We start from the raw sequence: 24,649 nt of genomic DNA, 5'->3' as shown, positions 1-24,649 counted from the left end.
CTGTACATTATTTATTCCCTTACGGCCACGGCCAGCAGGTACCAGGCGGCATGGGGCAGCCACTGCTCGGCCCAGCGCCAGTCGTAGTCTTTGCCGGTGCTGGCATAAGACAGGTTAAAATCTATATCATCTTCGTTTTCCAGCCCGGAGGTAATACCGTTAACGATGCCGCCAGGCGCATTGGTGTATTCAAACGTGCCGAAGAAGCCATAGGCGGGGTTATTGTGGCCTGTGCCCTGCAACATACATGCATCGTAAGGGTTAAGGCCGAGAATCCAGTTTAGCTGGTTAAGGGCAAATGTTTGCAGGCTGTCGTGCAGCGGTTTTTCATCGTCCCTGAAAAATGTGGCTGCCATACGGGCTGCAGTGGCCATAGAGCCCAGCCTGGCGTTTTCGCCCTGCCACCAGGGGGATGCTTCACTGCCGTGGGGGAAAAAGAATGTGCTGCGCTTGGTGCCAAGCGTATCTTCTGTAAACTGGCGGCTGTAGCCAAATGGGTTGGTTACTTCGTGGGTAATAGCCAGCTCGAAACGCATGGATTTTTTGATGACATCCCTTAAGCGGCGTTGCGTTTCAACCTTTGCCAAAGGGTAATATTCCAACAGGCTTATAACGGGCAGGCCCGCATCAGAAGGGTGAAAGAAAGGCCTTTTGGCATCATCGGCCCGCCAATAGTTACTGTACACAGGGCCGGATACCAGCCGGTTCATTAAATGCTCTGCCTTTTGATTGGCAGCCTGCAGGTACACAGGGTTTTTAGTGGCTTTGTATAACTCTGTAGCAGCGCTTAGGCCGCAATAGTCATCCAGTATGTTTTCTTTACCGTCGTTGGTCATTTGCACATTGTTTTTTTCCAGGAAGGCAAATGCATTTTCTGCTGCTTTCAGGTAGTCAGCATTGCTGAAATCGCCGGAAGTATCGTACGTGGAAGCGATGGCCAGTGCAGCGATGGAAAGCCCGCCGCCGGAGCGGTAGCTAACCTGGTAGCTGCGCCAGCTACTGTCTATGGCGCTGTTGTTGAAAGCCGCCTGGTCTTTGGACTGTTTGATGCGGTAGCCTTTGTCTTCCGCACGTATTACACGGTCTTTAGCCATTTTACCCGGCCCCGGGGCTGAGACCGAGCGGTAAAAAGAACCATTGGGCGCATGCATGCGTACCAGGTAATCAGCACCATACATGGCTTCATCCAGCAGGCGGCGCAGGTATTGGCGGTAATCTGTACCTGGCTTTGTTTGCAGGCGTTCATAAGTTTTAAGCAGGCTCCAAACGGTTAAAGAAATCTGCTGGGGGTTAAAGTAACTGGAAAAGCTAAGGTGGGAGAGGTGCTTGCCGTAATCCCCCGTGGCATCGTACCAGCCGCCATGCGCATCAATGCTGTCTTTTGTTTTGCCGGCCAGTAAAAGATGCCGGTCTGCCTGGTCTAACAAACCCGAACTGCGCTGTCCTTTAAAGTAGTAAATAACATCTGATATGGTGGCGCCTTCCAATACATTTTTGCCAATGGTAAAAGGGTAGGAGCTGATGGTTTTGCCCGGAAGGGAAATTTGCAAACGATAACTGCCACTGGTTTGCATGCTGCTGAAATCCAGTGTCCAGAACAGCCAGTTTTTCCATTTGTTTACAGGGCCGCTGTATTGAATGTTTCCGGTAAAAACCACACTGTCTGAAACGGTATTGATGAGTTGGAAATTTTTCAGGTCCAGTTGAGTATCTGCCACCACTACAGCCTGCTTGGGCATATTAAATTCATACCCTGCGTGATTGGTTACAATTTTAACCGGTTGGGCTGTAACCAGGAAAGGGCTTAACATAACGGACAAAAGCAACGCCTGGCAGTACTTTTTCATGACGTATTTTTTTAATGGTAGTCAGTAAGTCTTTGAATACGCCTTAGCATACAACGGCAAAGCGCATGACCTAACCCCAGGCTTTTGGCCTGGTTTGATTTTGAAACAGGAGATAACCCAATACCCGGAGTGTGGCTGCAACAGTTTTATAAGCCGGTTGCTGCTGTAATAGCTGGAAAAGCAGGTATTTCCAGGCGCTGAAGTTATTGTTTTTGCGCCGCCCAGAAAACTGCATTTTTAAAAATAGTTGTATAAGCCTTATTGTAGAACAATAACGGCGAATGCCCCATGAAAATATAAATGTTGCGGGCTGCCATGGCTGTATTGGTCCATATAACGGGGTGATCGCCCATTTTGGTTGCTGAGTTTGGTTTATAAGAACCTTCGTTTACACTGGCAATTACTTCTATATTGGGCCGGGGGCTTGTGTTATAAGTGTACCATTCTTCTTTTTCTATGGTAAACAATGCCGGTACATCTTTCATGCAGGGGTGTTGCTGGTCTTCCACCTGTACATCACCGGAAGCAAAATCCGGAATATAGGCCTTCCACCGTATGCTGCCCATAAAGTTGTAAAACCACTGCCACATAGGAAAGCCGTCAAATTCACCCAGCAGTGTGGCATGGTGAAACCCAATCCAGCCGCCACGGCCTTCCTGTATGTATTTTTCAAAGGCTTTTGCTGCTTTTTCTTTCCAGCCATAGGGCGGGTAATCGAGCTGTAAAAAAAGCTGGTATTGGGCCAGGAAGTGTTCATCAATGGTATCGGTATTGGTAAGATAGTCTATGGCAAAACTGCTGTCTGCCGCCAGTTGGTTAAGCCATACTTTGGCGGCCTGGCTATAGGCTATGTGGTGACCGCCATTTTCTGCAAGGGCCAGCACCCTGAACCGGGCTGGCTTTTGCGCATTTGAGAACAAATGAATACATAATGCAACAAGCGAACATAGAACAATCCTAATGACCATATACTTTCTGATAGTGAACCTGCAAGTTAACCATGTATGATATATAGAGATGCTTTTTGCGGCAACTTACCGGGCCACCGGTAAGTATTGTGCTTTACCTGTTAACAGGGTAACGGAAGAAAAAGCGGCCTTGCTGGTAAGATATGAACTAACAGTTATGTAAGCTGCATTTCATCACCCATATCCCTTGTTTTGTCGAAAAAAATTTACCTGGCCGCCACCACGGTTTAGATTCGGAAAAACTAACGCCAGCATGAAAAAAATCACCCCGTGTTTATCATTTGCCAACCTGTTAAAAGCAGTAGTTAACTGCAGCATGTTTTTAATGGTTATCACATCCTATGCGCAGGAAGTTAAGATACCCATGCAGGCGCAGGCCTGGGAATATGACAGCAGTAAAGTTGAGTTTGCCAAACATGCGTCTGTGGATGCCATTAAGGGTAAAAATGGCGCCTACTACCAGGTATTTTTAAAGAACCAGGTTTTCGCCAACGGTACCATTGAATTTGATGTGGCTTTAACGGGCATGGGTTTCCCGGGCATTAATTTCAGGATGTCTGACGACAGAAAGAATGGCGAAAATTTTTACATCCGGTCATTCGGCCCTGTTAACCCGCGTATAAGAACTACGGTACAATATGCCGCTATTATAGATGGCATGAGTATTTGGGATTTATCCGACGAATACCAGTCTGGCGCCACCATATACCAGCAGGGTTGGAACCACGTAAAACTGGTTGTTTCCGGCAAACAAATGCTGGCGTATGTAAATGATATGAAAAACCCTGCCCTGGCTGTGCCGGAACTGGAAGGTTGGAGAGAGAGCGGCCATATATCCTTAAGTGGCAATGTTATTTATGCCAACCTGGTACTAAAGCCAGGTGTTACCGAAGGGCTGCCATCGCAGGCTGCATACAACATTACCCGTAACGATACCCGTTACCTGCGCAACTGGCAGGTAAGCCCCTCCAAAGTTTTTTCTTTTGGTAAAGATGTGGTAATGCCGTTGCCGAGCATGTACGGCAAATTGCAACAATCAGAACTGCCGGACAGCACTGTACAATGGTCTGCCATAAAGGCCGAACCCCGCGGTATTGTAAACCTTAGCCGTAAATACGGAGCAGTGATAGACGATGGCCGCAGGCTGGCCTGGCTAAAAACCACCATTAACTCAGACAAAGTACAGCAACGTACCTTAAGCCTGGGCTTTAGCGATGAGGTATGGATATTTTTAAACGGCAGTATTTTATACAGCGGTAAAAACTATTTTGGTACGCCGTCTCAAAAAAACGGAGGTCGCTGCATTATAGAAAACGCAACGCTACAACTGCCTTTACAGCAGGGTAAAAACGAGATACTGATAGGCCTTGCCAATTATTTTTATGGCTGGGGTTTAATAGCCCGGCTGGATGAAATGGATGGGTTAACAACTGAATAATAAGTTTTGTTTTTAATTGGTTAACCGTGCAGCCTGCTGTAAGCTAAAAAGAAGATTTATGGGCCCGGCAGGAGGAACGGGCATGAGGCATCGTTGCGTCGAACACTTGTACGCTTTGTTCGCTATTCAGCAGCATTGTATACGTCAATTAACTTATTCATCGGGGTATTGATGCACTAAGGCTCTATCACCAACTTTACCTTGTCGTTAAGATATGGGCCGCCTGGATGTTTGGCGCTGTAATCGAGGTTTATCCAGAATTCGCCATTGTATTCATGATAATAGATGCGGTGAATTTGTGTATCTGCAAATAGCTGTATAATTGCCTGCTGCATAATCTCGAAATCTTCTTTATCGCCCACAAACATTTCGGGGTACATGTGGCCTTCTACAATTACCATACGGCACCTTGCACCAATACTCATCAGGCAGCTTGCCATTAATATGCTGTGGTCATCACAATCGCCGCCAAGCCCGTTAAGTATGGTTTCTTTTGGGGTGGCGTAATATTCATCCCGGCGGGTATCGGGTACGTACTTAAAGTTCATATTGATGTACCTGAACAGCGACAGGTAACGGGGCAACATTTTGTATTTTGCTTCGTAAACGGTAAAGTAATCCAGCGAATGCTGCACTGAAAAATTGCGTACAGTAGAGTCTGTAGTCTGCACTTTTGCTTTTACCAGCCTGCTTACCTTGCCTGCCGGGTTTTCAAACATGTAAGGGCTTACATTCAGCAGGTCGCTTTGCTTTTCTTCCCGCACTTTCCAGTTAATATAAGCCAGTGTTTTATAATCGTGGTAAACGCTGCTGAAACTATACCTGCCGTTTAGCTGGTTAAACAGTAATACCAAAGTTATTAGAATGGCCGCCGGCAGAACGAGCGGCTTAATTAACCATAACAACAGCCTTACCAATACAATGGCGATTAAAAAGGATATGATAAGATCTATATTGATGCCGCCCAGCATTACCGGCGGAATAAAACGGCAAATAAAGGGTGCAAGTGGTATAATAAGTAAGAGGCCCGCTGTATAGGTTAGCAGATCCTGTGTATGCTTGTATTTTTTTCCGGTTTCAGCCGCACTCATACAGTAAAACTAATATTTAGATTGTTTTGTTAAGGTTAAATGCACCAGCCCTAATTGTATTTTAATTACTGCTATATGGGTGTTGTAAACCCTTAGTAATTGCTGATAATGCACGATGGTGGAAATGCATAAGCGAAAATCATTCCGTAGTTGTGTTGGCATCCTGAAGAGGCATTTTTTAATGCAGCTTAAAGCGGTACGGAACTTTTATGGCTGGTATTATACACTGAGGCTGCTTGTGGAAGAACCAGGCTATTGCACCGCCGGGTGAGGGATTGAAGCGGAAAGCCCACAGCCACGAGGAACGAGTGGCGAGGACTTGTAGCGGAAAGCCCGACCCCTTGCGATAGCTTGGGGGCACCCCCTACACTAAAAATTATTGCTAAATTATAACAGCTTAAAAAGTTTCGTTCAGGTTTAAGAACAGGCCCCTAGAGCCATATTTGCCCCACGCATAGTCAAGGCAAAGATTGGTGCGGGTGGCTTTATTAAAGAGGATACGAAGCCCGGCGCCCCCACCCGGCTGCCAAACCTGGAACAATTTGGTGCCTGCAAGGTCGTTGGCTGTTTGCAGGTTAAAAAAGGTAACGCCGCTTAAAAACTTGTTGCGTGTTATGGGAAACCTGTATTCAACCTCGGAATAATTATATTTATTGCCTTTAAAGTAGGTGATGGTATAACCACGGCCACTGCGGCCCCCCATATCTTTACCCGTACCCGGAATTTCGAGATAAGGCAGCACACCAGTTATAAGATAAGCGCCCCAGTTCCACACCGCAATAACGTGGCCAGGGCTATGTTCGGAAAGGCTCCAGTATTTCCTGAAATCTGTGGTAAACTGAACGGCACTTTTGGTGCTGCCCAGCCAGGTTTCGTTAAAGCGGAAACCGATATCGGCAAAGATGCCCTTGTAGGCATTATTCTGGTTATCGCGGGTAGTGTATTCCAGGCTGAACAGCAAGCCGTTGGAGGCATAGTGGTCGCGGGAAAAACCATTCCTGTCGCTATAGATGTTGTTAGGGGTAAGCTCTCCCTGGTTGTGCTTGTCTTCAATTTTTCTGCGTATATCAAACGATACACCGGCCCCTGCAAACAAGTTGCCCCATATTTGCTTATACACTTTTTCTGTAAGCCTGTAGTATTGTGCATTCAGTACATAACCCTTGCGGCCGGCATTGGCCAGTATTTTATCGGGTTCGCTGCCACTAACCTCATTACCAATGCCCAAACCAAAATCAGGCGTAACGGTTTTGGCCGCTACAAGGCTGCCCTGAATGTTCCACTTGTTGCCCGGTGTAAATACATTGTGCGTAAAATAAAAATACATGATGCCCTTGGTAGTAACCGACGCGGAAGTGGCGGCTACAGACATGTAGGTGTTGGGGTCTTTGCCAAGTACCCTGCCTGCTACCGCTTTAATGCCAACCTGGAAACCAATGCTTGGGTTAGAGGCTATATTAGGCATGGCAGTGATGCTCGATTTTTTGCGGAGCGAATCAGGTTTTCTGCGGGGGTGGATGATTTTGCTAATCAGGTCGCCGATATCGTATTGACTATATAGCAAACTATCTTTCGTTTTCTGTGCTGCAATAGAATCTTGCTGCAGGGCCCGCAAAGTATCAGACAAAGGTTTTTGCTGGCCATACACTTGTAATTGTACGCCTGTTACAAACAGAAAAAGTAACAACTTTGCAAAGCAGGTTGTACTATGGTAATGGGGAATTTGTTCCCCCCGGTGTTTTAGCATTAGCTTTTGTTTCAACTTTTTACGTACTGTTTTAGGCAGGGTGCTTTAATGCAAATTTTGCACCAGTTAAGAAAATGCATGCAGGAAGGGTGTTTTTTTGAACTTGGCTGGAGTACTACTATCGGGCCTCGGTTGTGTCACTCACTTGTACGTTTATATCCCTATTCAGCCTGCATCCTGCTGCTCTATGATTATTCAGCTAACTGGTTTGTACAATGCCGAAAGGCTGCATTGGTAAGGTAACGGCTGCGGTTACCATGAAGAAAATTTTTTAAAGAAGAACAGGCTGTTAACAGATTAAGTGAGCATTAAAATACCAATGCCTGTGTGTGCATAGGGTTAGCTTTGTAGGCTTTTATAATTTTAAGCTTAATGTTATCAGTTGTATGAAATTTATAAACAAGAGCAACTGTGTTTTGTATTTGGCCTTTGTTGCATATTACAGCCTGGCCGTAACCTCTTGTACAACTACGGCCGATAAAATGGTGAAACACTACAGCGAAGCGCATTTTGCCTTTGCAGACAGTTTAAGTGCGAAAGACTCATTGGAAAAATCTCTTTCCTACATAGATTCAATTTATCAACAGTTTCCTTATGTAAGTGTTGCTGACAAATACAGGTATTTCCACTTTAAATCAGAGCTGTACGGCTCAAAGTACAGACCGGGTAAAAAATTTATTGAAGCTTATGGTGACAGCATGGTACTGTTGATTGTAAAAAATAAACTGGAAAAACAAATGTGGCGGGAGCTGGCCAAAGCATACAATTATCAATCTGTTCAATACCTAAACACGGGCCTCTTTGAGCTTGGGCATAAGTATGCAGCATTAAGCAGGATTGTAAGCCTTCAAAACGGCGATTCATGCACTGCTGGGGAGTATGCTTCAGCTATCGCGCTTATTTACTACCGGCAATCCAATTATGCAGCGGCAGCGGATTTATTTAAGGAGTCTGCCATAACTGCCATGAAAAACTGCGACAGGGACAGGCACCAGTTTTACAGCGTACAGGGTGCCTTAAGCAATGCAGCCCTCAGCTATATCAAATTAGGGTCAATAGACAGCGCTTTAAAATACTACTCCCTTGCTGAAAACTATATCTTGAACAACAGACAGCTGTACAGCAGCGAACCTAAATTTCCGGAAATAGCTTTAAGCGTTGTTTATGGAAATATGGGGCATGCTTTTCAAAAGATTAAAGATTACCGGCAAGCAAAAATACATTACTACAAAAGCATAACTATTAACAACAGGATAGGCTATGATAACAAGGGTGCTAATTCTGGAAAGATATACATGGCGAGATTGTGTCTTGAGCAAGGCGATGCGGATAGCTGCCTGCTTTTATTAAATGAGATAGGCCAGCAGATTGCTGATGACGACGAGGATATTAAGCTGTTATGGTTAAAGTTAAAATGGGAATATGCCGAAAAGTATAAACCGGTTGCTGCGTTTGATAACCTGCGGGCTTACAGCAGGTTCAGAGATTCTTTGCTTGAAAAATCCAAGGGTAGCGGGGGCTTTAACCCGCAAACTGCTTTTGACAAAATAGCAGCAGAATTTGAGATTGAGATTTTAAAAAAGGATAGTCAAATAAGGTTAATATACCTGATAGGATCTTTAACGATAGGAGGGCTGCTGGGGACACTTTTTTTCTCAGTTTTTAAGAACCTCAAGCGTTCAAAGAAGATGATTGTAAGGATGGAGGCTTTGAATACCGAATTATCTAAACGGGAGAAAGAATTGGTGATTGCGATGGATGAGCTGGAAGAAAGGAAGAGGCAGAAATATGAAGAGGATCTCTTTTTGCAGGAGCTAAACTTACGTGCAGAAAACAAAGATTCAATGGTTGCTCAAAGAAGAAAAATATCGGAAGATATGCATGACGATCTGAGTAACTCTTTGGCTGCGCTAAAGTATTACATTGATGATATAAAGAGCAGCTTAGAAGAACCTGTTACAAAAGAGGTACTGGAAAATGTTGGGGCTGAAATTAGCGTTATACATGAAAATGCACGGAGATATACCCATAACCTTAACCTGAGCACTAACGAGCTGCAGTATAACCTGATTGATTTTTTATTTGAAATAAGCGAAAAGTTTGCAAAGAAAACTTCATTAACAATAGCGGTGGCCATTGATAAAGAAAAGATCCATAACCTGTTAAGCTCCGTACAGCACGAGCAGCTATACCATATAATGAAAGAAGGGATTTCGAATGTGATAAAACATGCCAAGGCTACCAGGATAGATGTTGCCATTGAATTTGATGGGCAGTGTTGTTATTTTAGTATAACAGATAATGGAAAAGGGTTTAAAAAGGAAGGATTTGTGCCTGGCCTTGGGTTAAAAAGTATGGACACAAGAATTAAGAAGATTAATGGTAAATTATCAATAGAGCAGGGAGCTGCTGGCACTTACCTTAGCGGCAGTTTCCCCATTTTTTATTAGTGCTGATGGATATATAAACCCTTTTGTATTGCCATTACCACCAAATCCGTAGTTCTTTTTACATTCAGTTTTTTCAATAAATTTTTGTGGTAGGCCTGAACGGTGTGTGCACTTAGCCCCATATCGTAGGCAATTTCTTTAATGGTTTTACCGGAGCAAACTTGCGTAAGCACTTCTTTTTCCCTGGGAGAAAGATGATAAACAATTTTATCTTCCGCAATTGTGCTGCTTACTACTATCTTAAGAAGTTTGTGGGAAATATATTTTTCTCCCTCCATTACGGTTTGCATTGCAGTGATTAACTCGCTTACAGGGGCGCCTTTGCCTACGTAACCATCGGCGCCTATCCGCATAACATGCCGGATTGTTTGCGCATCGGATACGGATGATAACAATATAATCTTAGTGCCAGGTATCTCAGTTTTGCATTTCATTAAAAAATCAACACCGCTTATACCGGGCATGAGGATATCTGTAATGATGATTTGCGGCGCCGGTATGGGGGGATTGTCCAGGTATGCTTTTGCTGAATCGAAGATTTTGACAGAGCTGACAGCTTCTTCTTTTTCGAGCATGTTTGCAAGTGCCTGCGCCAAAATTTTATGGTCGTCAATTAAAGCAACATGCATAAAATGTTTTTTTAAAAGTTATTAAAGTTAGTTTACGCGACAGGCAGTTTCAAAACTTATTTCGTTTGCCTTAATTAACGTGAGGGGTTAATTCCGCACTTGATAATTTTCAAAAAGCAGGATGCCCACCGGGTGAGGGATTGAAGCGGCTACCCCGCTGACGGCATGTGGGCCGGCTTTGTGGCGGAGTAATAGCGGAAAGCCCGGCCCGAGGTACGAGGGACACCCCCTTGTTATTATTGTTTGCCGCCTGCCTCATGCCTTATCTTAATCTTGTTACCTGTATTATGGATCGCCAGGCATTTCCGCCGCCTGTAATTGTTACGGCGCCCGTTGGTGTGAAATTGGAACCGAAGGGAGCGCTGGTGTTATAGCCAAGATTATAATTTAAGTTAAAACTCAGTCCAAAATTACTGTTGGAGCTAACCAGGTCCTGTACAAAAAAGCTAGCTCCGCCGGAAGTAACCAGATCCGGGAAATTATTGTATTCTGTAGTGGCATAACTGCCGGAAGAAGGGGTGGTGCTTACCGTAATGAATTTAAACCCTACGCCGGAAGTGCCGCCATTGGGATAGCTGCCGAGTATTTTGATGGCAACCTGGTACACACCTGCAGGCAGCCATATAACATCGCCCATGCCTGCATTTGTGCCGGGGCCGGCGGCCAGGTTAACGCTTTCTGCCATTGTGCAGCCCGATATTGTGTTTATGTAATTGGAAGTACCGTTACCGGTATTCCCCATCTCGCCGCTGCTGTTGGCAGTGTTAAACCGCATATACTGGTCACCGGCCGTTTTACTGTAGTAAGCTGTGTTATTAACACCAATGCGTAAAATTTGGCCGCTGGAGTTGGTGGCGCTGCTTACGCCAACAAGATTGTTTAATGTATCAATAACAAGATATTGTGAATGAGCATTGTTGAAAACAGTGCCGCCAAGTGACGCTGAATCCAGGGCAAGGTTGCTGATTTTTAAATAATCATAAGTTGAGTTAATTGTGCTGCCTGTTGAAGAGGCATTAATATCTAACCGTTTTGACGGCGCTGTAACATTTATGCCAATTTTTCCTGCCTGATCAATGCGCATGCGTTCATTGGCCCTGGAGCCGCCGCCTGTATTAAAGATAAGAGGCGCGGCGGTGCCTTGTGTACCAATGCGAAGAGTATCTGCACCTGCCATAAGGTATGCGCCGTTTTGATGGCCCCAATCGTCAGTAATATTTGCGCTGCTGTTAATACCCATGTTAATGTAGTGATTGCCACCATTATCTGCCGTGGCAACAATATCTGTACTGGCGCCGTTGCTGGCGCTTCTGTTTTGCACATTTAACTGCAGGTAGTTGTTGGTGCTTAGCCCCCAGAAATTGGCTATTGTTGTTAAGCCGTTGCTGCTGCTATCCCTTACATCCAGCAAGGCGGTTGGCGCTGATACGCCAATGCCCACTTTTACCGCGCTGCCGCCATTAAAACTTTTTGAGCTGCCCAGCACCAGCGTGTTGCCGGTATTTACTTTAGCATTGTAACCAATGGCTGTTGCGTTAACAAGCGAGCCTGTTGATGCATCTGCACCATAACCAATGAATGTATTGTTGCTGCCTGTTACATTGCCTAACCCTGCGTTAGAACCAAAAAAAGAGTTGGCTGCGCCGGTAGTGTAACTGCCTGCATGGATGCCCAGGAAGTTGTTGCCGTGCGTTGCGCTGCTATCAATGTACCCGGCCATGGCATTGTTGACTTTGAATTTTAAGGCAGCGTTATCTGTTGTGCCGAGAAAATTTGCTGCGCTGTTGGTGCCATTGTTGCCGTTAACCGACCAGGATTTTGCAGCTACGGTTGATAATGGCGTTACGCCCACCCAACCGGCCCCATCCCAATAATAAATGCCGGCGCCGCCGGTGAGTACCGGGTAAGATAGGTTGCCCTGTGTAATGGCGCCGTTGGTATTAAATACCTGCATACCCACAACACCGGAGCCAGACAAAGGGCTCCAGGATGTGGTGCCGGATAAATTAATACGGGGCGGTAAAAAACCTTTGTTGGTACTTTCAAGCTCTAAAAGGGCGCCGCTGCTGATGGTGGTTTTGTTGTTGCCAAATTTGACGCCCTGGGCCAGGAGGCTAAATGGGAAAAAGGCAATGACCAGTGCCGGGAATGCTTTGTGAAAAGAGAGTTTCATTGGAGGGGGATTTACTGTTATGAATGCTGTTTGATATTTTTATACAGAACCAAGGCATGCGCCTTGCTGATAACGGGTTTCATTAATTGCAAAGAGGCAACTCAATATAAAAAGATGTACCCCGGCCGTATAAGCTTTCAAACCATATACGGCCTTTGTGCTCTTCTATAATTGTTTTTGAAATAGAAAGGCCTAATCCATGTGATTCTTCTCCAAATGTGCCGGACTGTTGTGCTTTTTCCGGAAGCGAAAAAATATGCTTGCTTACCTCTTCAGGCATCCCTATGCCGTTATCCCTAACAGAAATTAATATTGCAGCTTCTTTTTTCTGGAGGCCTATTTTAATAATGCTGTTAGCCGGGCTGAATTTTATGGCATTGTCAATAATGTTACTGATGGCCCTCCAAATTTTTTGCGCATTCAGCGTAACATTCACCTGCTCGAATTCCAATTTCAGTTGTTGATGTTTATCATTGGCTTTTGCCTGCTGTAGGTTTACACAGTTTTGCAGTAAGGAAGCCATATTAACGCTCTCAATATTTTCCTTAGAAAATTCTTTCTTTTCGTTCAGCAGGTCATTAATAAGGTTAAGGCAGTTGATGCTGGTATCATACAGCAGTTGATGTACTTCATTGTATTCGCGAAGCTGTTGCTTGTTTAATAAAGAAAACAGCAAATTACGGGTAGCGCTTATCGGATTTCTTAAGTCGTGTGCCATTACCCGCATAAGCCGGTTATTTTCTTTATGGCTTTGCTCAAGGCCCTGGTATGCTTTGTTAAGGGCATCGTTTTTTAAATCAAGTTCCCGGATATGCCTTGAGGAACGCCTAAGATGGTTATATATTAAAAGAATGATGGCAAGCGTCATTAATATAAGCATCACAAGACCGGCCAGGTAAAATGTTTTTTGCCGATTGTTCCTGGCGAGTTGCTCGTTAATGGCCCGTTGCTCTTTGTTCTCAAAATTCCGGGCAACATCTGTTGCCATGAATTTTTTGTTTCTTGCTTCTATGGAATCTTTCAGGTTGATGTACAGGCGGAGGTATTTTCCTGCTCTTGTGGGTAAATGGTATGCATCCAGTAAATCTGCCTTTGCCTTGTAGTACGCCATTAAAACAGATTCTGTTTGAAGGCTGTCCAGCAAGGTTTCTACCTGCCAGCATCTTTCCGGCCTTACTTGTTTTTCTCGTGTCAAGGTACATAACAGCAAGATCTAGCATAGACTGCTGCGTAAACTCCAGGTAATCGCTTCTTGTTAAGGCGATGCTTTTAGTGAGAATATTTTCAGCTTCCGGAAATTTTTTTTCGTTTACAAGCAGTTGTGCCTGCCTTGCGTACACTACTGCTTTTGCCAACTGGATATAGGCTTTGTCTTTTGGAAAACTGTTTTCCTGTACACGAATAAAATACAGCGCTTTTTCGAAGTAAAACCGGGCACTATCCGGCATGCCCGCTTTGCTAAAGCAATAACCAATATTGGCGAGATTATTCTGCATGTAAACAAACTTCATGAACTTATTAGCCTCACATGCAAGCCGGTCGTAGTAATCCGCACGAAAAAACTTTGCCGCCTGCAGGTATTTGCCCTGCTCAAAAAAAACAAACCCAAGCCTTCCGTTATAACCGGTACCAACACAGCTATCTTTCAGGTGCGCACCGGCAAATACTTTTGCTGTTGAATAATAGTACATGCCTTCGTCAAAATCTTTTTGGGCAAAACATATATCGCCTTTTAAGAAAAGTGCACTGGCATACTCCATTGCAATGCTATTGTCATCCAATCTTGTTTTAAGTACTGCGATTGTGCTGTCTGCATACAGCATAGCCCGCTCATAGTCTTTCCTTACGGAAAAGTAAAAATCACGCTTGCGGTTATAGCATTCAAAATAATCGCGGACGCCCGGCTGTTTGAGTAACCGGAATACAGAATCCATCTTGCTGAAAGCAAGTTCTTTTTGGTTGTCATCGGTAGAATCTACTACCCTGAGTATCTCTTCAAGATATTCCGGGTGATTACGAAAGTGATTTTCCTGGCAGGCCTCTGATAATATAAACAAGCCAAGGACTACAGTTCTGAAAAAAATATTTTTCAAAAGCATTTTGTAAACTTGAATTACTGGGTAACCTGCCTGAATTGGGATGTATGCATAATCATACATCATAGGGCAGGCTCAATTGTTTTGCGTTTACAAAGAGCCGGATTTACAACCGTTTATATAAGCGTTTACAAGCTTTTAAAGCGGCCAGTATTATCAATAATTATTGTTTTGTTGTGTTACGGATACAGCTTATGGCGGCGCCATGTTAGTTTCATTAATACTTTACAATTTTTACGGTGTTGCTTGCCCATCCTGTGCTTATAAGCCTTAAAAAATAAGTGCCTGCAGGTAACATGTCGGTATTAATGGTTGTATAGGTTAACGTTTCCATGCCTGTACCGTTTACCTGCTTTGTTAGTAAAGCTTTGCCAGGCATATCTGTCATTATTAATTGTGCCTTTTTGTATCCAGGTGGCAACAGGTACGCTATTTTTAATGTTTCATTTTTTCTGATTGGGTTTGGGTATGCCGTTAATGCCTGCTGATTGCCAGCCATGCATTGACTGTGGGCTGATATGACGTTACTGTAATAGGAATTGCCATCTTTATCTGTAATTTTTAACCTGTAATACCAGGAGCCTGCGGTAACTTTTGGCTGGGTGTAGCTATATTGGCTGCCTAGCGGGTTGTTACGGCTTGCAATTTTATGTAAGGCTGTAAAGTTTCTGCCATTGCTGCTTTGCTCTATTTCGTAGTGGCTGTTTCTAAGCTCCTCACTGGTACTCCAGCTAATTACCATACTGCAGGCGTGTGGCACAGCCGAAAATCCGGTGAGTTTTACAGGAAGTATCCTTTGTGTATTCGCTTTTGTGAAATAAGCCCCGGACCCTTTTACCGACGGTATTGAATAAATTCCTGGATACCCCCAGTAATCAGCATCTGTTCCGTAAGCCCCGGAAATTTCCGGCCCGTTTTCGTTAGGGGCCCAGGCCTGGGTTCCTCCCTGGTCGTACCATTCAACCAGGTTGCCATTGTTATGGTTATAACCATTTGCTTCGGTTGCCTGGTTATGTATTAGCATAACGGTTGACTGGTTTCCGGGGTTGCCGGAATATATCATCCAGGTGCGCCCAACATTCGGATAAGAGCTTAACAATCCTACATTTTCATTGGGATCGCTTTCACTGTAATTACGCACATTCGCAAAATAGGATACTGATGGCCCGCCCGAATTTACTTCAACGTTGGCGGGGCTATAGTCAGCAGTGCTCCTGCCTATAGGAAAGAAAAATGAATCTCCGTTATCTAAACCTTCCTTTCTTAACTCGCCATTGTTGTTGTTGGTAACCACATAACGGTTTTTACCATAGCCTGCCAGGTTGCCCGTGGCAGGGAGAATTAAAAATTGATCATTGGTAACCAGGTAGGCGTTATCTATATCAAAGGATATTTTCCCGGGTATGACTGTTGGAGAGCCCGTTAACTGAACATTGCTGGTGTTTTGGATATGCAAATCAATGTTCATCGGCACATAGTTGCCATCAATGTACTGTGTTTGTGTATTGCTGCTGTAAGGGGCCATGGGCACCTGGTCGCTGGCCGTAACCCAACTTGCAGGCACCTGTGGTTGGGGGGTGGTAAAATTAACAGCATTACCCGGGTTTCCATTAGGTGGCAAATCGCTGTTTACCTCTGCTGCCGCGTCGTTCGTCCAGGTTAAGCCATAATAATTAATAACAGCGCCCTGGGCCAACACTAATTTGCCATTAACAGTTGTATTGCCATGAATATTCAGCACTGCCCCGTCCTGCATTTCAAGAACACCATTAATCAGCAAAGCGCCATAAATATCTACATTGCCGTTACTCCCAATTGCCAAAGTATCGCCTGGTTCAACAAGCTGGTCGCCGGCAAAAGCAGCTTCCTCATTAATGTATCCCATTTCGCCAATATTGCTTCCCGTGCCGCAGTTACAGCTCTGGCCGGGTAAAGCAGAACAGCTAAGTAACCCCAGCAGCAGTATTAGAGCAATTTCTTTAAGCATAAAATATATTTTTCAAACACTAATCAATGTAATGGCGAAACGTTTTTCGATATTATTTTTTGCCAGACGAAAAGCGGGCAGTTTCGTAATAACGGGTTTCTTGCATACCGTAAACTTCATATCTCTGAAAACTACTTCTTCATGACATAATAACTGTATGTATAAGGGCGCCTTAGACAAGGCCCCCTTATACATAACATCTAAATCCTGTGCGACACGCTATTAAGCGCTGCAGATGAACTTCTTTAGAAGAAGCGCATTTGCAGCATTGATTATACTGACGTGTCATTATAAAGCTGGTTGAACAAGTGGGTTCTAAGTTTACAGGAAATCCCTTGCTAAAACCGGGGACACCTTATTCAAGGCGCCCCGTATTGTTATCCTCCCCCTTTGTTTAATAAACCACCAGTTCTTTGCAGATGCATGTGCAAAATGCATGTATAACTAAGTTTTTCAGCCTCTATTTATGCCTGGCCCATTGAAAACCTGTATATTGATTATCAGATTTTTTAATTTATTGCACCACAATTTTGCATGTTTTGGTAACGCCTGCCAATTGTAAATGCAGTACATACATTCCCCTGGCCAGGCCATAAGTGTTGATAGTTGTGTTTCCGGTAAACTTGCCATTCAGTACCGTTGCGCCCTGTATATTGATAAGCCTGTACACCGTTGGCTCATTAGAGGCGGTTACTACTTTTATCGCCTGTCCGGCTGTAACAGGGTTAGGATAAACGCCAGCCTTTAGTGATTGATAGCGTTGTGCCTGTGCAATTGCCGCTGGAGACGATGCCCTTTGAGACATAAGTGTCTGCAGGTATAACGGCATAGGAGAGCCTGCTGAGCCACGCTTGTTTAACTCAAAATCACCCCCGCCAACAATACCATCTTCATCCGCATCGCTGTAGTTATCTATAAACCCGTCGGCATTGTCATCCAGGTGGTCAAGCCCAATTACGGAAATGTCAAACATTATCCCGTTGCTTTTTTCATTCAGGAAGTCTGGTAAATCGGTAATAACGGGCGTATTGCGGATGGCATAATTGATAGTGCCATTATCAGCGGCTGTTTCAATACTATTCAGCAAGCCGTTAGTGCCGGTAATGCCTTCCAGTATCCCATTGCCGGCAGGGCTGTAGGTATTAATTGTATTGGATGAAATGCCAGATTCAAACAAATCCAGGATGCCGTCATTATCGCTGTCTAAGTCCAGGTAGTTGGGTATGCCATCGCTGTCCAGGTCATCTTTGCGGTAAGTATTGCCATCGCTGTTCTTGGTATAAGCTTCCACTATATCCGGTATGCCATCATTGTCACTGTCAAGGTCACATGCATCCGGAATGCTGTCGCCATCCGTATCAAGGTATTGAGATTTGTCGTTAACGCAGTTAAGGCCATCACAGGCATCGGGTATGCCATCTCCATCGCTGTCAATATTGTCGTTACCGTTAGGGCAGATATCATTGCAGTTAGGTACGCCGTCACCATCATCGTCGCCGGTTGCAAAAGCGTCGTAAATAAAATACTGCCCGCCAAGCCCGGCTGCAATAAGTCCGTCGTTAATGTTCAGCTTCATCCGGTTAAATGGTTTAGTGGCGGTAAAGCCAACAACGGTTTTACCGGTATTGCTATTCAACAGGGAGCCACCAATAAGAGAACCGCCTGTTTGAGATTCTGTTAAAGTGCTTCCGTTGTAAAAAGAAACGGTAATTGCCTGTAAAAGCCCTGCCTGTATCAGTGCCCCGCCATGGTCAATAGTAAAGCCTCCAAAAGTGCCGGCAGGAAATAAGGCGCCGCCGTTTTGTACAGTAAGGTTCATGCCAGAGCCAAGTACACCAACTACGCTTGTATATACCGCATAATTGTTATGGTTGGTATCTACAACATTGCCCGCATGGCTTAATGCATTTAACGCCAGTCCGTATTTGCCTGTCCATGGTGTGCCGAACAATCCCCAAAGGCCACCGTAGGTGCCTGTTACAAGCGATCCGTCGTAAGGTGATGAACTGCTGCTTTGCAAATAATCCTTGCACTCGCTGGCGCAGGCTTCCGCGGGCTCTTCAAAGGCGTAGTAAATACGCAGCGTTCCTATATTAACGCTGGCGGCCTGGTTAACTTTCAGCCTTACTTCATTAAACTTTTTGCTGGTTACAAAACCTAATTTCTGTTTTCTTAAATTATCGCCCCAGCTAAGCATGCTTACATTTAAAAAGCCATTTCCGTTCGCATAGGTCTTGCTTTCCTGTAGCTGGCCAAAAAGGTAAGTTTCAATGGTGATGGAATTAAGAATGTCAATATTAAACAGGGTAGATGCATCGTTGGTAGAAATAACGAAGCCTGCCCTGTTACCGGCCGGGTAAACCACATTCATATCAACCGCGCCAACAGATGCGGTACTTAAAGCACCGGCAGGAAGCAGCAGGGATGCATAGTTGGATTTTGTTGAGTCTGTAATATTGCTGCCGTTAAGCAGGGTGCAAAGCGGGCAACCCAGGCTGCCGTTATAAGATACATTTGTACCCGGCCCGTTAATTGCGTCATCGCAAATGCCGTTGTTTTCCTGGTACCCGCAATCGGTGCTGAAAGCCATAGCATAGTACACATTCATGGATTGCAGAAAGGTTCCTATACTGCTTTGGGTAAGCCTTACTTCATCAAAAGGCCTGGTTGTTTTAAAATAAAGAAAAGACCGTTTAGAGGAATTGCCAAAAATAGGTACGGCAAAAAGCGATGCGGATGTTGACGACTCCTGTAAAACCCCGTCGTTATAGGTACTTATGGTTATGGCGTTCAAAAAAGCGGCGTTTAACAGGCTGGCTCCCAAATCCACATTGAAACCTGTAATATAACCCGCGGGGTAAGTATTTACTGAGTCGCCAACGGCAATGCCATTGCCACCAAAAAGACTTATCAACTGGCCAACGTTCATATTGTTGTCAAGGTCTGCGTCAACAATATTTTTTATGTTGGCATTGTAACAGCCAAAACAAACCAGCCCATCCACAACCGGCCTTGCATATTTGCCGTAACCTGTAAGGGGCTTATAGCATTGAAGACTTGTTTGCGATTGCAGGTACGAAGACATGAAAAACATATACAGTAACATCCATAAGGTAGATTTCACTCTCATTTTGCCCAAGGTTTTAGTTATTTAATTTTTGTTGTATGAAGGATTACCCGTTGCCTGTACTTTCATAAAAGCCATACACCGGAAGCTGTTGAATTGTCTTTACACTGCGCCAGGTGCGCTTGATTTTTTATGTACTTAGCTGCATTGCTGCTATTAAGCTTTGGTTGTGTCACTCACTTGTACGTTCTGTTCTTTACTGAGCCAGGACTGTGGGGGCAACAATGTACTTTATGTACATATCTCATCATACCATCCTGTTTACCTTAACAGCACATGCCAGAGTGTACCGTCGCTTTGAAATTGGTAACATTGATTGCTGGAAAGCCCTACGGTAGCTGTGGCAGATGATGATCCGTTTTTCATAACGGTACCCCCGCCTGCATTGTTAACAGTTACGGTACCAGAACTATTTTCAGCAGCTATTTGATAAATTCTTCCCGCACATTGTGTAACAGAGGGAAGAGTGATTGTAACTGCCGCAGTACATATAATTGTAAAATCGTTACCCGTTACTGTTGTGTTGGTGCTTACCGATCTTATGGGTAAGGCAAAAGAACCACCAACTTGTAATGTTGAATGCATATCGCCTGTATAGCCTGCCGTACCGCTGGAAAGGGATGTGTCAACACCTACACCCATCAGGGTGCTGGAAGCGGCAGCAGTGCTGGATGTTCTGGATGGATTGTAGATAAGCACCTGCCCGGCAGTATTGGATGTTGTATTAACGGCCGTACTGCCAATACCGGTAAAAAACCGGTACCCGCCTGTAAAAACACCGGTGAGATCGTTGCCAAAGGCACTGCCGGATACTGAATTGGATGAGCCGCCGGTGTACAGTACCATATTGCCTCCGGAAGCGGCGGTTACATTGGTGCCGCCAAGAAGTACACAGCCATCGTAACCATTAATTGTATTTCCTGTGCCGAATATTAAGTTGTTGCCGGTGGCATTACCATACACTTTATTGTTGGTACCCAGGATAACCGAGCCTGCCGAATTGTATATGCTGTAGCCATTAGGTGTGCCTGATGTAAACGTGGCAGGGTTGCCGAATGAATAAGAATAAGTGGAGTTGTATATTTTGGCGCCAAAGCCTGCGGCGCCGGAACCGGAGGATAGCCCTTCTACCTGGTGGTTGGTACCTATTGCAAAAACACCTACAGATGTAGAATTGTTAATAGTATTTCCATTGCCAAAAGCAAGGCTAAACCGCGGGTTGGTAGCCCCAAACGTATTGTTATAGCCCCAGCTAAAGTTGTTTACCCCAGCGGCAGAAGTACTGCCGCCCCCAAAGGCATTACCTTTTTGGTCTATTAAAACGCGTTTAACGCCGGCTGTACCAATAACAAGGTTTTGGGCGTCTTTTGTGCCGAGGTAATTGCCATCCGTGGCCGCACCCAAAGCATTGGACCCTGGGTTGGTACTGCTGTTGCCGCTAAGGCTCCAGAATTTGTCTGTAATGGCAGATACCGGGGTTACGCCTACCCAACCGCTGCCATCCCAATAGTAAATGCCTGCCCCACCTGTAAGTATGGGATAGGAGGTGTTGCTGCTTGTTATGTTTGTGTTGGTATTAAAAACCTGCATTCCGGTAACGCCAGTTCCCAAAAGCGGTGTCCAAGAGGTGGTACTGATAAGATTAATACGCGTTTGCAGAAATCCTTTGTTGGTACTTTCCAACTCCAATAAAGAGCCGGCATTTACCGTTGCTTTATTATTGCCAAACTTTACACCCTGTCCAAGGGCAGGCAGCAAAATGATGAACAGGGCTAATGAGGTACAAAGGGTGCGAATCAGATTTTTCACAAGTAATGGATTTTTTATCATCATAAGTTTATCAATAGAGTATTGGTTGCCATCTTTTTGACATAAGAAAACAAACGCCTTTGTTCTGCGGGTAAAAAGGTTTGTTACCCGGGTTGAAAAGCTGCATAAATAACAAGCTGTACAAGAGGTTCCGATCTCGCTGCTTTTACACGCAGGATTGCGCAACGGAAGCCTTATTCCGCACAATCGCCGGGCTCATACAACCTTATATAAAAAAACCAGCCATAGTAGCCCGGTTTACCTGAATTTCTATGAAAACTAAGTTTAGTTGGAAATGCCGGATGTTAATGCCTCACTCCAACAGCCTATTTTTTGTGCAAGCCCTTTTATGGCATTATCCGCCTGGTTGGCACAATCGTTCAGCATACCCAGGATTTCCCTGTTGTTTTCGTTTAAATTAGACAAGTCGAGAAGCTGCATTAAGGCAAGTATATTGGCTACAGGCTGCCGTAATTCATGAGATTGAGCGGAGTTAATTTCCTGCAATATGCTTGCCTGCTGCTGCAACAGCATTCTTTTTTTGTTTGTTTTGCGTACAAGTACAAGGAGCGTTTGGTTAAGCTCTTCCACTGTTATTTCCAAGGCAGCTACAAGGCTTTTTTTAAGTACTATGCCTTCAAACCTGTCGTTTTGGTAAACAGGCAATGCTTCTGCATGGTTTTGCCACATAATTTCAAGTACATCTTCAAGCGAAGATGCAGGTGAGACAGATGGCTTTGGTAAAATACAATCGCTAACCCTGGAATGTGGCCGGTAGGCAACGTCAATTGGAGTAAGGATACCCATCGGGCGGATATCTGTTTTAGCCATCACCACTATTGCACTGTGCAACGTCAATTGCTCCTTAATTGCCTTAACGTTTGTGCATGGTGAAACAATAGAGTAATCCCTTTTAATAAAATTGATAATGGACTTGCTCATGAGTACTGTTCAATATTTTCATAAGATAATGGCGGCTTGCTGATAAAACACCGGCAGCCATAAAAGGAAAGGATTGCCGGAATGCATCCGCATCTGCGGGTAGCAACATGAAATGCAGGCATTGCCATTAAATGCGACACAGGCAATCTTCATCAACAAATTCTATTAGAGCGAATAGGCTTAGCAGCCTGGTGGCAATGTTGAACTGAGATTGTTTTTTGTATGTGCATTTTTTACAGGTCAAAAGTATAGTAAGTCTTGGTAGCCTTGTTACGCAAATTAGGGATTAAAATGCCCCCCTAATTTTTGGGGGTTGTGGTTAGAAAAGGATTTTATATACATAAGGGCACGTATGCAGTGTAGCTGGGTAGCCGTTGATACATCTCCCGCACACCTGCGCCAATAGAAGTGTTGCTAATAAAGAAAGCCCCTTTCGGGGCTTAAAGCTGTGGAGAATACCGGAGTCTTCATTTTAAAAAATAAATATTACAAACTGTTGAAAATCAATGCGAATTATATTGTTTAAATGTATTATATCAATGGTTCGGTTCCGTGTTTGTTCCTGGTTGCGTGCTTGCTATTATAGCTTAGTCTATTGGTATTGCCAAGATTTCATCAATGAATTGGTCTGCGCCTGAAACTTGTTCCCGTATAGCCGCGTATAAATCATTGAATGAATGTTCATATTTATACTCAAATTCTGTATTGCCAGCGATATCGATTAACTGAAGGGAAACTCTTTCAATCCAGATAAAGTTATAATCATCTTCGTAATCTTTCGTTCGATAGCGATAAACCCTTAAATATTTTCCTGAAATTGTCGAATCATATAACTTGTCTGCGATAAATCCATCATCCACTAAGGTCCGATTGGTTGGGACAGCAGAAGTCCATTGAAGTTCACCGCTTTTGGTAAGTTTAATTAATTTTAACACAAATTGGGTAACCTTTTCATATATCATTTAAATGATTTTTTATTGTCTTGAATCAAATGCTCAATTTCAGCGATTAGCAATGCTAATTTCTCATAAAATGTGTCAATCTGCTTTTCGGTAACCGGGCTTTTATATTTTTGAAAAATTCCCCCTTTTTGCCCTTGGTCTAGTCGATTTTTTCGGATAGAAACGGCAGCTTTTATTACAATGCTTAAGTTGCTTAGTTTCTGTCTTTTGCTTTTTGCCCGTAAATTTCGACAATTCTGCTCGCATTGAGCCACCGTTAATCGAATTTGCTTCAAGTTAACGGAAAAATTGCCGAGTTGACTTGATAAAATGCTTGATGTATTTTTAAATTCTTTAAGATGCTCGCCAATTCTTTGATGATACAAATAACTGTTGGAAAGATTTTGAATTTTCCTATCTATAAGAAAAACTTTAATAGCTGTAATTATTGAAATAGCAAATCCAATTACTTCAAACCAGTTAGCGAGAAAGTCAATAACCTTGTTTACAGTATCCCACATGAGGTTCAGCGTTATTTTTTATTTGTATCGCAAGCCATCTAAAGCAACTCAAAACTGAAGTCATTTTATATAATAGGTTTAACAATCAAGTTAAGCTTTTTTTAAACATATAAAGGTTGACTTTAAATAACTTGCAAGCCGATATCATTAAGTGTTAATACATTAGGTCGTGTTTAATGAAACTTGTAATGTTGCCTTGTAAACCATAAAATCCAATTCATTATGTTACTTTGCCTGGTTTTCGATTACGATATTCATTTTTCTTGGCACCATAGTGAATTACGCACCCTTTTTAATCCATAGTTCGTGATGGCCTGAACATTCATTTACAAAAGAAAAAACCCTTTCCAATTGAACATGACAAAGAAAAGATGTAGCAGGTTGAAAAAAGTTACAAAAAACTTCGTACCGCTTAACACCACACCGAAAGAACCTATTGAGTGTTTTTTTCTTCTTGGCGTAAATAATCGCTGTAAGCCGCTTCCAGTTGTGCAAGCACAGACGTTACAGGCTTATCAGAGAGTTTAGCAAGAATTTCAGCACTGGCAGACATTACAACATTCATCATCGCTTCAACCCGGATTATTTTTTGTTGTATGTCTGCCTCTGTATATTTTAGTAAAACGTGTTGCGCTCCCTTTTCGTTAATATTCCCTTCTTTCCCCTCGTATTGCTCTAACAAAAGTTTGAATTTTTGTAGAACTTCAGGCGCAGGCCTTTTAACTCTACCAGCTTCGTAATTGTTGTAGACCTGTTGCGATATACCCAATATTTCGGCCATCTCCTTTTGTGTCTTGTCTGCATTAAACCTGTACTTCTTTAGTTCCGCTGCTAAAGTCATTTAGTGGGCTTTTTTATTGTGAAATAAAAGATTTTAAAAAAA

The 24,649-nt window shown here is 43.8% G+C and carries 17 protein-coding genes; 2 read left to right on the top strand and 15 right to left on the bottom strand.

What is annotated here, in order from left to right:
* Window positions 1-11: 11 nt before the first annotated feature.
* Entirely contained in the window at window positions 12-1,847 is a 1,836-nt protein-coding gene (locus F0364_RS07350; RefSeq protein ID WP_153797124.1) for a glycoside hydrolase family 9 protein, read from the bottom strand.
* A gap of 203 nt (window positions 1,848-2,050) precedes the next feature.
* Window positions 2,051-2,815, bottom strand: a complete 765-nt coding sequence (locus tag F0364_RS07345) for a ThuA domain-containing protein (RefSeq protein WP_153797123.1) — start codon at window positions 2,813-2,815, stop codon at window positions 2,051-2,053.
* A 253-nt stretch (window positions 2,816-3,068) separates the two neighbouring features.
* Between F0364_RS07345 and F0364_RS07340 the strand changes: the two genes are divergently transcribed.
* A complete protein-coding gene (locus F0364_RS07340; RefSeq protein WP_153797122.1) occupies window positions 3,069-4,253 on the top strand; it encodes a hypothetical protein in 1,185 nt (394 codons plus the stop codon).
* Window positions 4,254-4,429: 176 nt separating this feature from the next.
* Here F0364_RS07340 and F0364_RS07335 read toward each other — a convergent pair whose 3' ends face one another.
* Both F0364_RS07335 and F0364_RS07330 read right to left on the bottom strand, forming a co-directional pair.
* Entirely contained in the window at window positions 4,430-5,344 is a 915-nt protein-coding gene (locus F0364_RS07335) for a transglutaminase domain-containing protein (RefSeq protein WP_153797121.1), read from the bottom strand.
* A 397-nt stretch (window positions 5,345-5,741) separates the two neighbouring features.
* The gene (locus F0364_RS07330) at window positions 5,742-7,091 is read right to left on the bottom strand and encodes a BamA/TamA family outer membrane protein (RefSeq protein WP_153797120.1); all 1,350 of its coding nucleotides are present in this window, start codon (window positions 7,089-7,091) and stop codon (window positions 5,742-5,744) included.
* A 386-nt stretch (window positions 7,092-7,477) separates the two neighbouring features.
* On the opposite strand from F0364_RS07330, the gene F0364_RS07325 reads away from it, so the two are divergent.
* Window positions 7,478-9,541 carry a tetratricopeptide repeat-containing sensor histidine kinase gene (locus F0364_RS07325; RefSeq protein WP_153797119.1) on the top strand — a complete coding sequence of 688 codons (2,064 nt, stop codon included), beginning with the start codon at window positions 7,478-7,480 and terminating at the stop codon, window positions 9,539-9,541.
* On the opposite strand, the gene F0364_RS07320 is transcribed toward F0364_RS07325, so the two are convergent.
* The 11 genes from F0364_RS07320 to F0364_RS07270 form a co-directional block, all read right to left on the bottom strand.
* Window positions 9,538-10,170, bottom strand: coding sequence for a response regulator transcription factor (locus F0364_RS07320; protein ID WP_153797118.1), 633 nt, complete (start codon window positions 10,168-10,170; stop codon window positions 9,538-9,540). The two genes, F0364_RS07325 and F0364_RS07320, sit on opposite strands and share 4 nt — an antisense overlap.
* 262 nt (window positions 10,171-10,432) lie before the next feature.
* On the bottom strand, window positions 10,433-12,343 hold the full coding sequence (locus tag F0364_RS07315) for a beta strand repeat-containing protein (protein WP_153797117.1): 1,911 nt from the start codon (window positions 12,341-12,343) through the stop codon (window positions 10,433-10,435).
* An 82-nt stretch (window positions 12,344-12,425) separates the two neighbouring features.
* Window positions 12,426-13,331 (bottom strand): sensor histidine kinase, encoded by a 906-nt coding sequence (locus tag F0364_RS07310; RefSeq protein ID WP_207632559.1) that lies wholly within the window; start codon window positions 13,329-13,331, stop codon window positions 12,426-12,428.
* Window positions 13,303-14,436: a tetratricopeptide repeat protein gene (locus F0364_RS07305; protein ID WP_207632558.1), complete on the bottom strand. Its 1,134-nt coding sequence runs from the start codon at window positions 14,434-14,436 to the stop codon at window positions 13,303-13,305. Before F0364_RS07305 ends, F0364_RS07310 begins: the two co-directional genes overlap by 29 nt.
* Before the next feature lie 220 nt (window positions 14,437-14,656).
* A complete protein-coding gene (locus tag F0364_RS07300) occupies window positions 14,657-16,426 on the bottom strand; it encodes a T9SS type A sorting domain-containing protein (protein WP_153797114.1) in 1,770 nt (589 codons plus the stop codon).
* A gap of 514 nt (window positions 16,427-16,940) precedes the next feature.
* The gene (locus F0364_RS07295; RefSeq protein ID WP_153797113.1) at window positions 16,941-19,556 is read right to left on the bottom strand and encodes a T9SS type A sorting domain-containing protein; all 2,616 of its coding nucleotides are present in this window, start codon (window positions 19,554-19,556) and stop codon (window positions 16,941-16,943) included.
* A gap of 258 nt (window positions 19,557-19,814) precedes the next feature.
* Complete coding sequence (locus tag F0364_RS07290; RefSeq protein WP_153797112.1) at window positions 19,815-21,362, bottom strand: phage tail-like protein; 1,548 nt, start codon at window positions 21,360-21,362, stop codon at window positions 19,815-19,817.
* A gap of 285 nt (window positions 21,363-21,647) precedes the next feature.
* Window positions 21,648-22,304, bottom strand: a complete 657-nt coding sequence (locus tag F0364_RS07285; protein WP_153797111.1) for a CBS domain-containing protein — start codon at window positions 22,302-22,304, stop codon at window positions 21,648-21,650.
* A gap of 587 nt (window positions 22,305-22,891) precedes the next feature.
* A complete protein-coding gene (locus F0364_RS07280) occupies window positions 22,892-23,266 on the bottom strand; it encodes a hypothetical protein (protein ID WP_153797110.1) in 375 nt (124 codons plus the stop codon).
* Window positions 23,263-23,766: a hypothetical protein gene (locus F0364_RS07275; protein ID WP_153797109.1), complete on the bottom strand. Its 504-nt coding sequence runs from the start codon at window positions 23,764-23,766 to the stop codon at window positions 23,263-23,265. Before F0364_RS07275 ends, F0364_RS07280 begins: the two co-directional genes overlap by 4 nt.
* A 433-nt stretch (window positions 23,767-24,199) precedes the next feature.
* Window positions 24,200-24,607, bottom strand: a complete 408-nt coding sequence (locus F0364_RS07270) for a helix-turn-helix transcriptional regulator (protein WP_153797108.1) — start codon at window positions 24,605-24,607, stop codon at window positions 24,200-24,202.
* Between the last annotated feature and the right edge of the window lie 42 nt (window positions 24,608-24,649).

The sequence above is a fragment of the Foetidibacter luteolus genome (assembly GCF_009650435.1).
Taxonomy (GTDB): Bacteria; Bacteroidota; Bacteroidia; order Chitinophagales; family Chitinophagaceae; genus Foetidibacter; species Foetidibacter luteolus.
The sequence above is the reverse complement of the archived record's forward strand: the minus strand, read 5'-3'. Positions and strand labels throughout refer to the sequence as shown.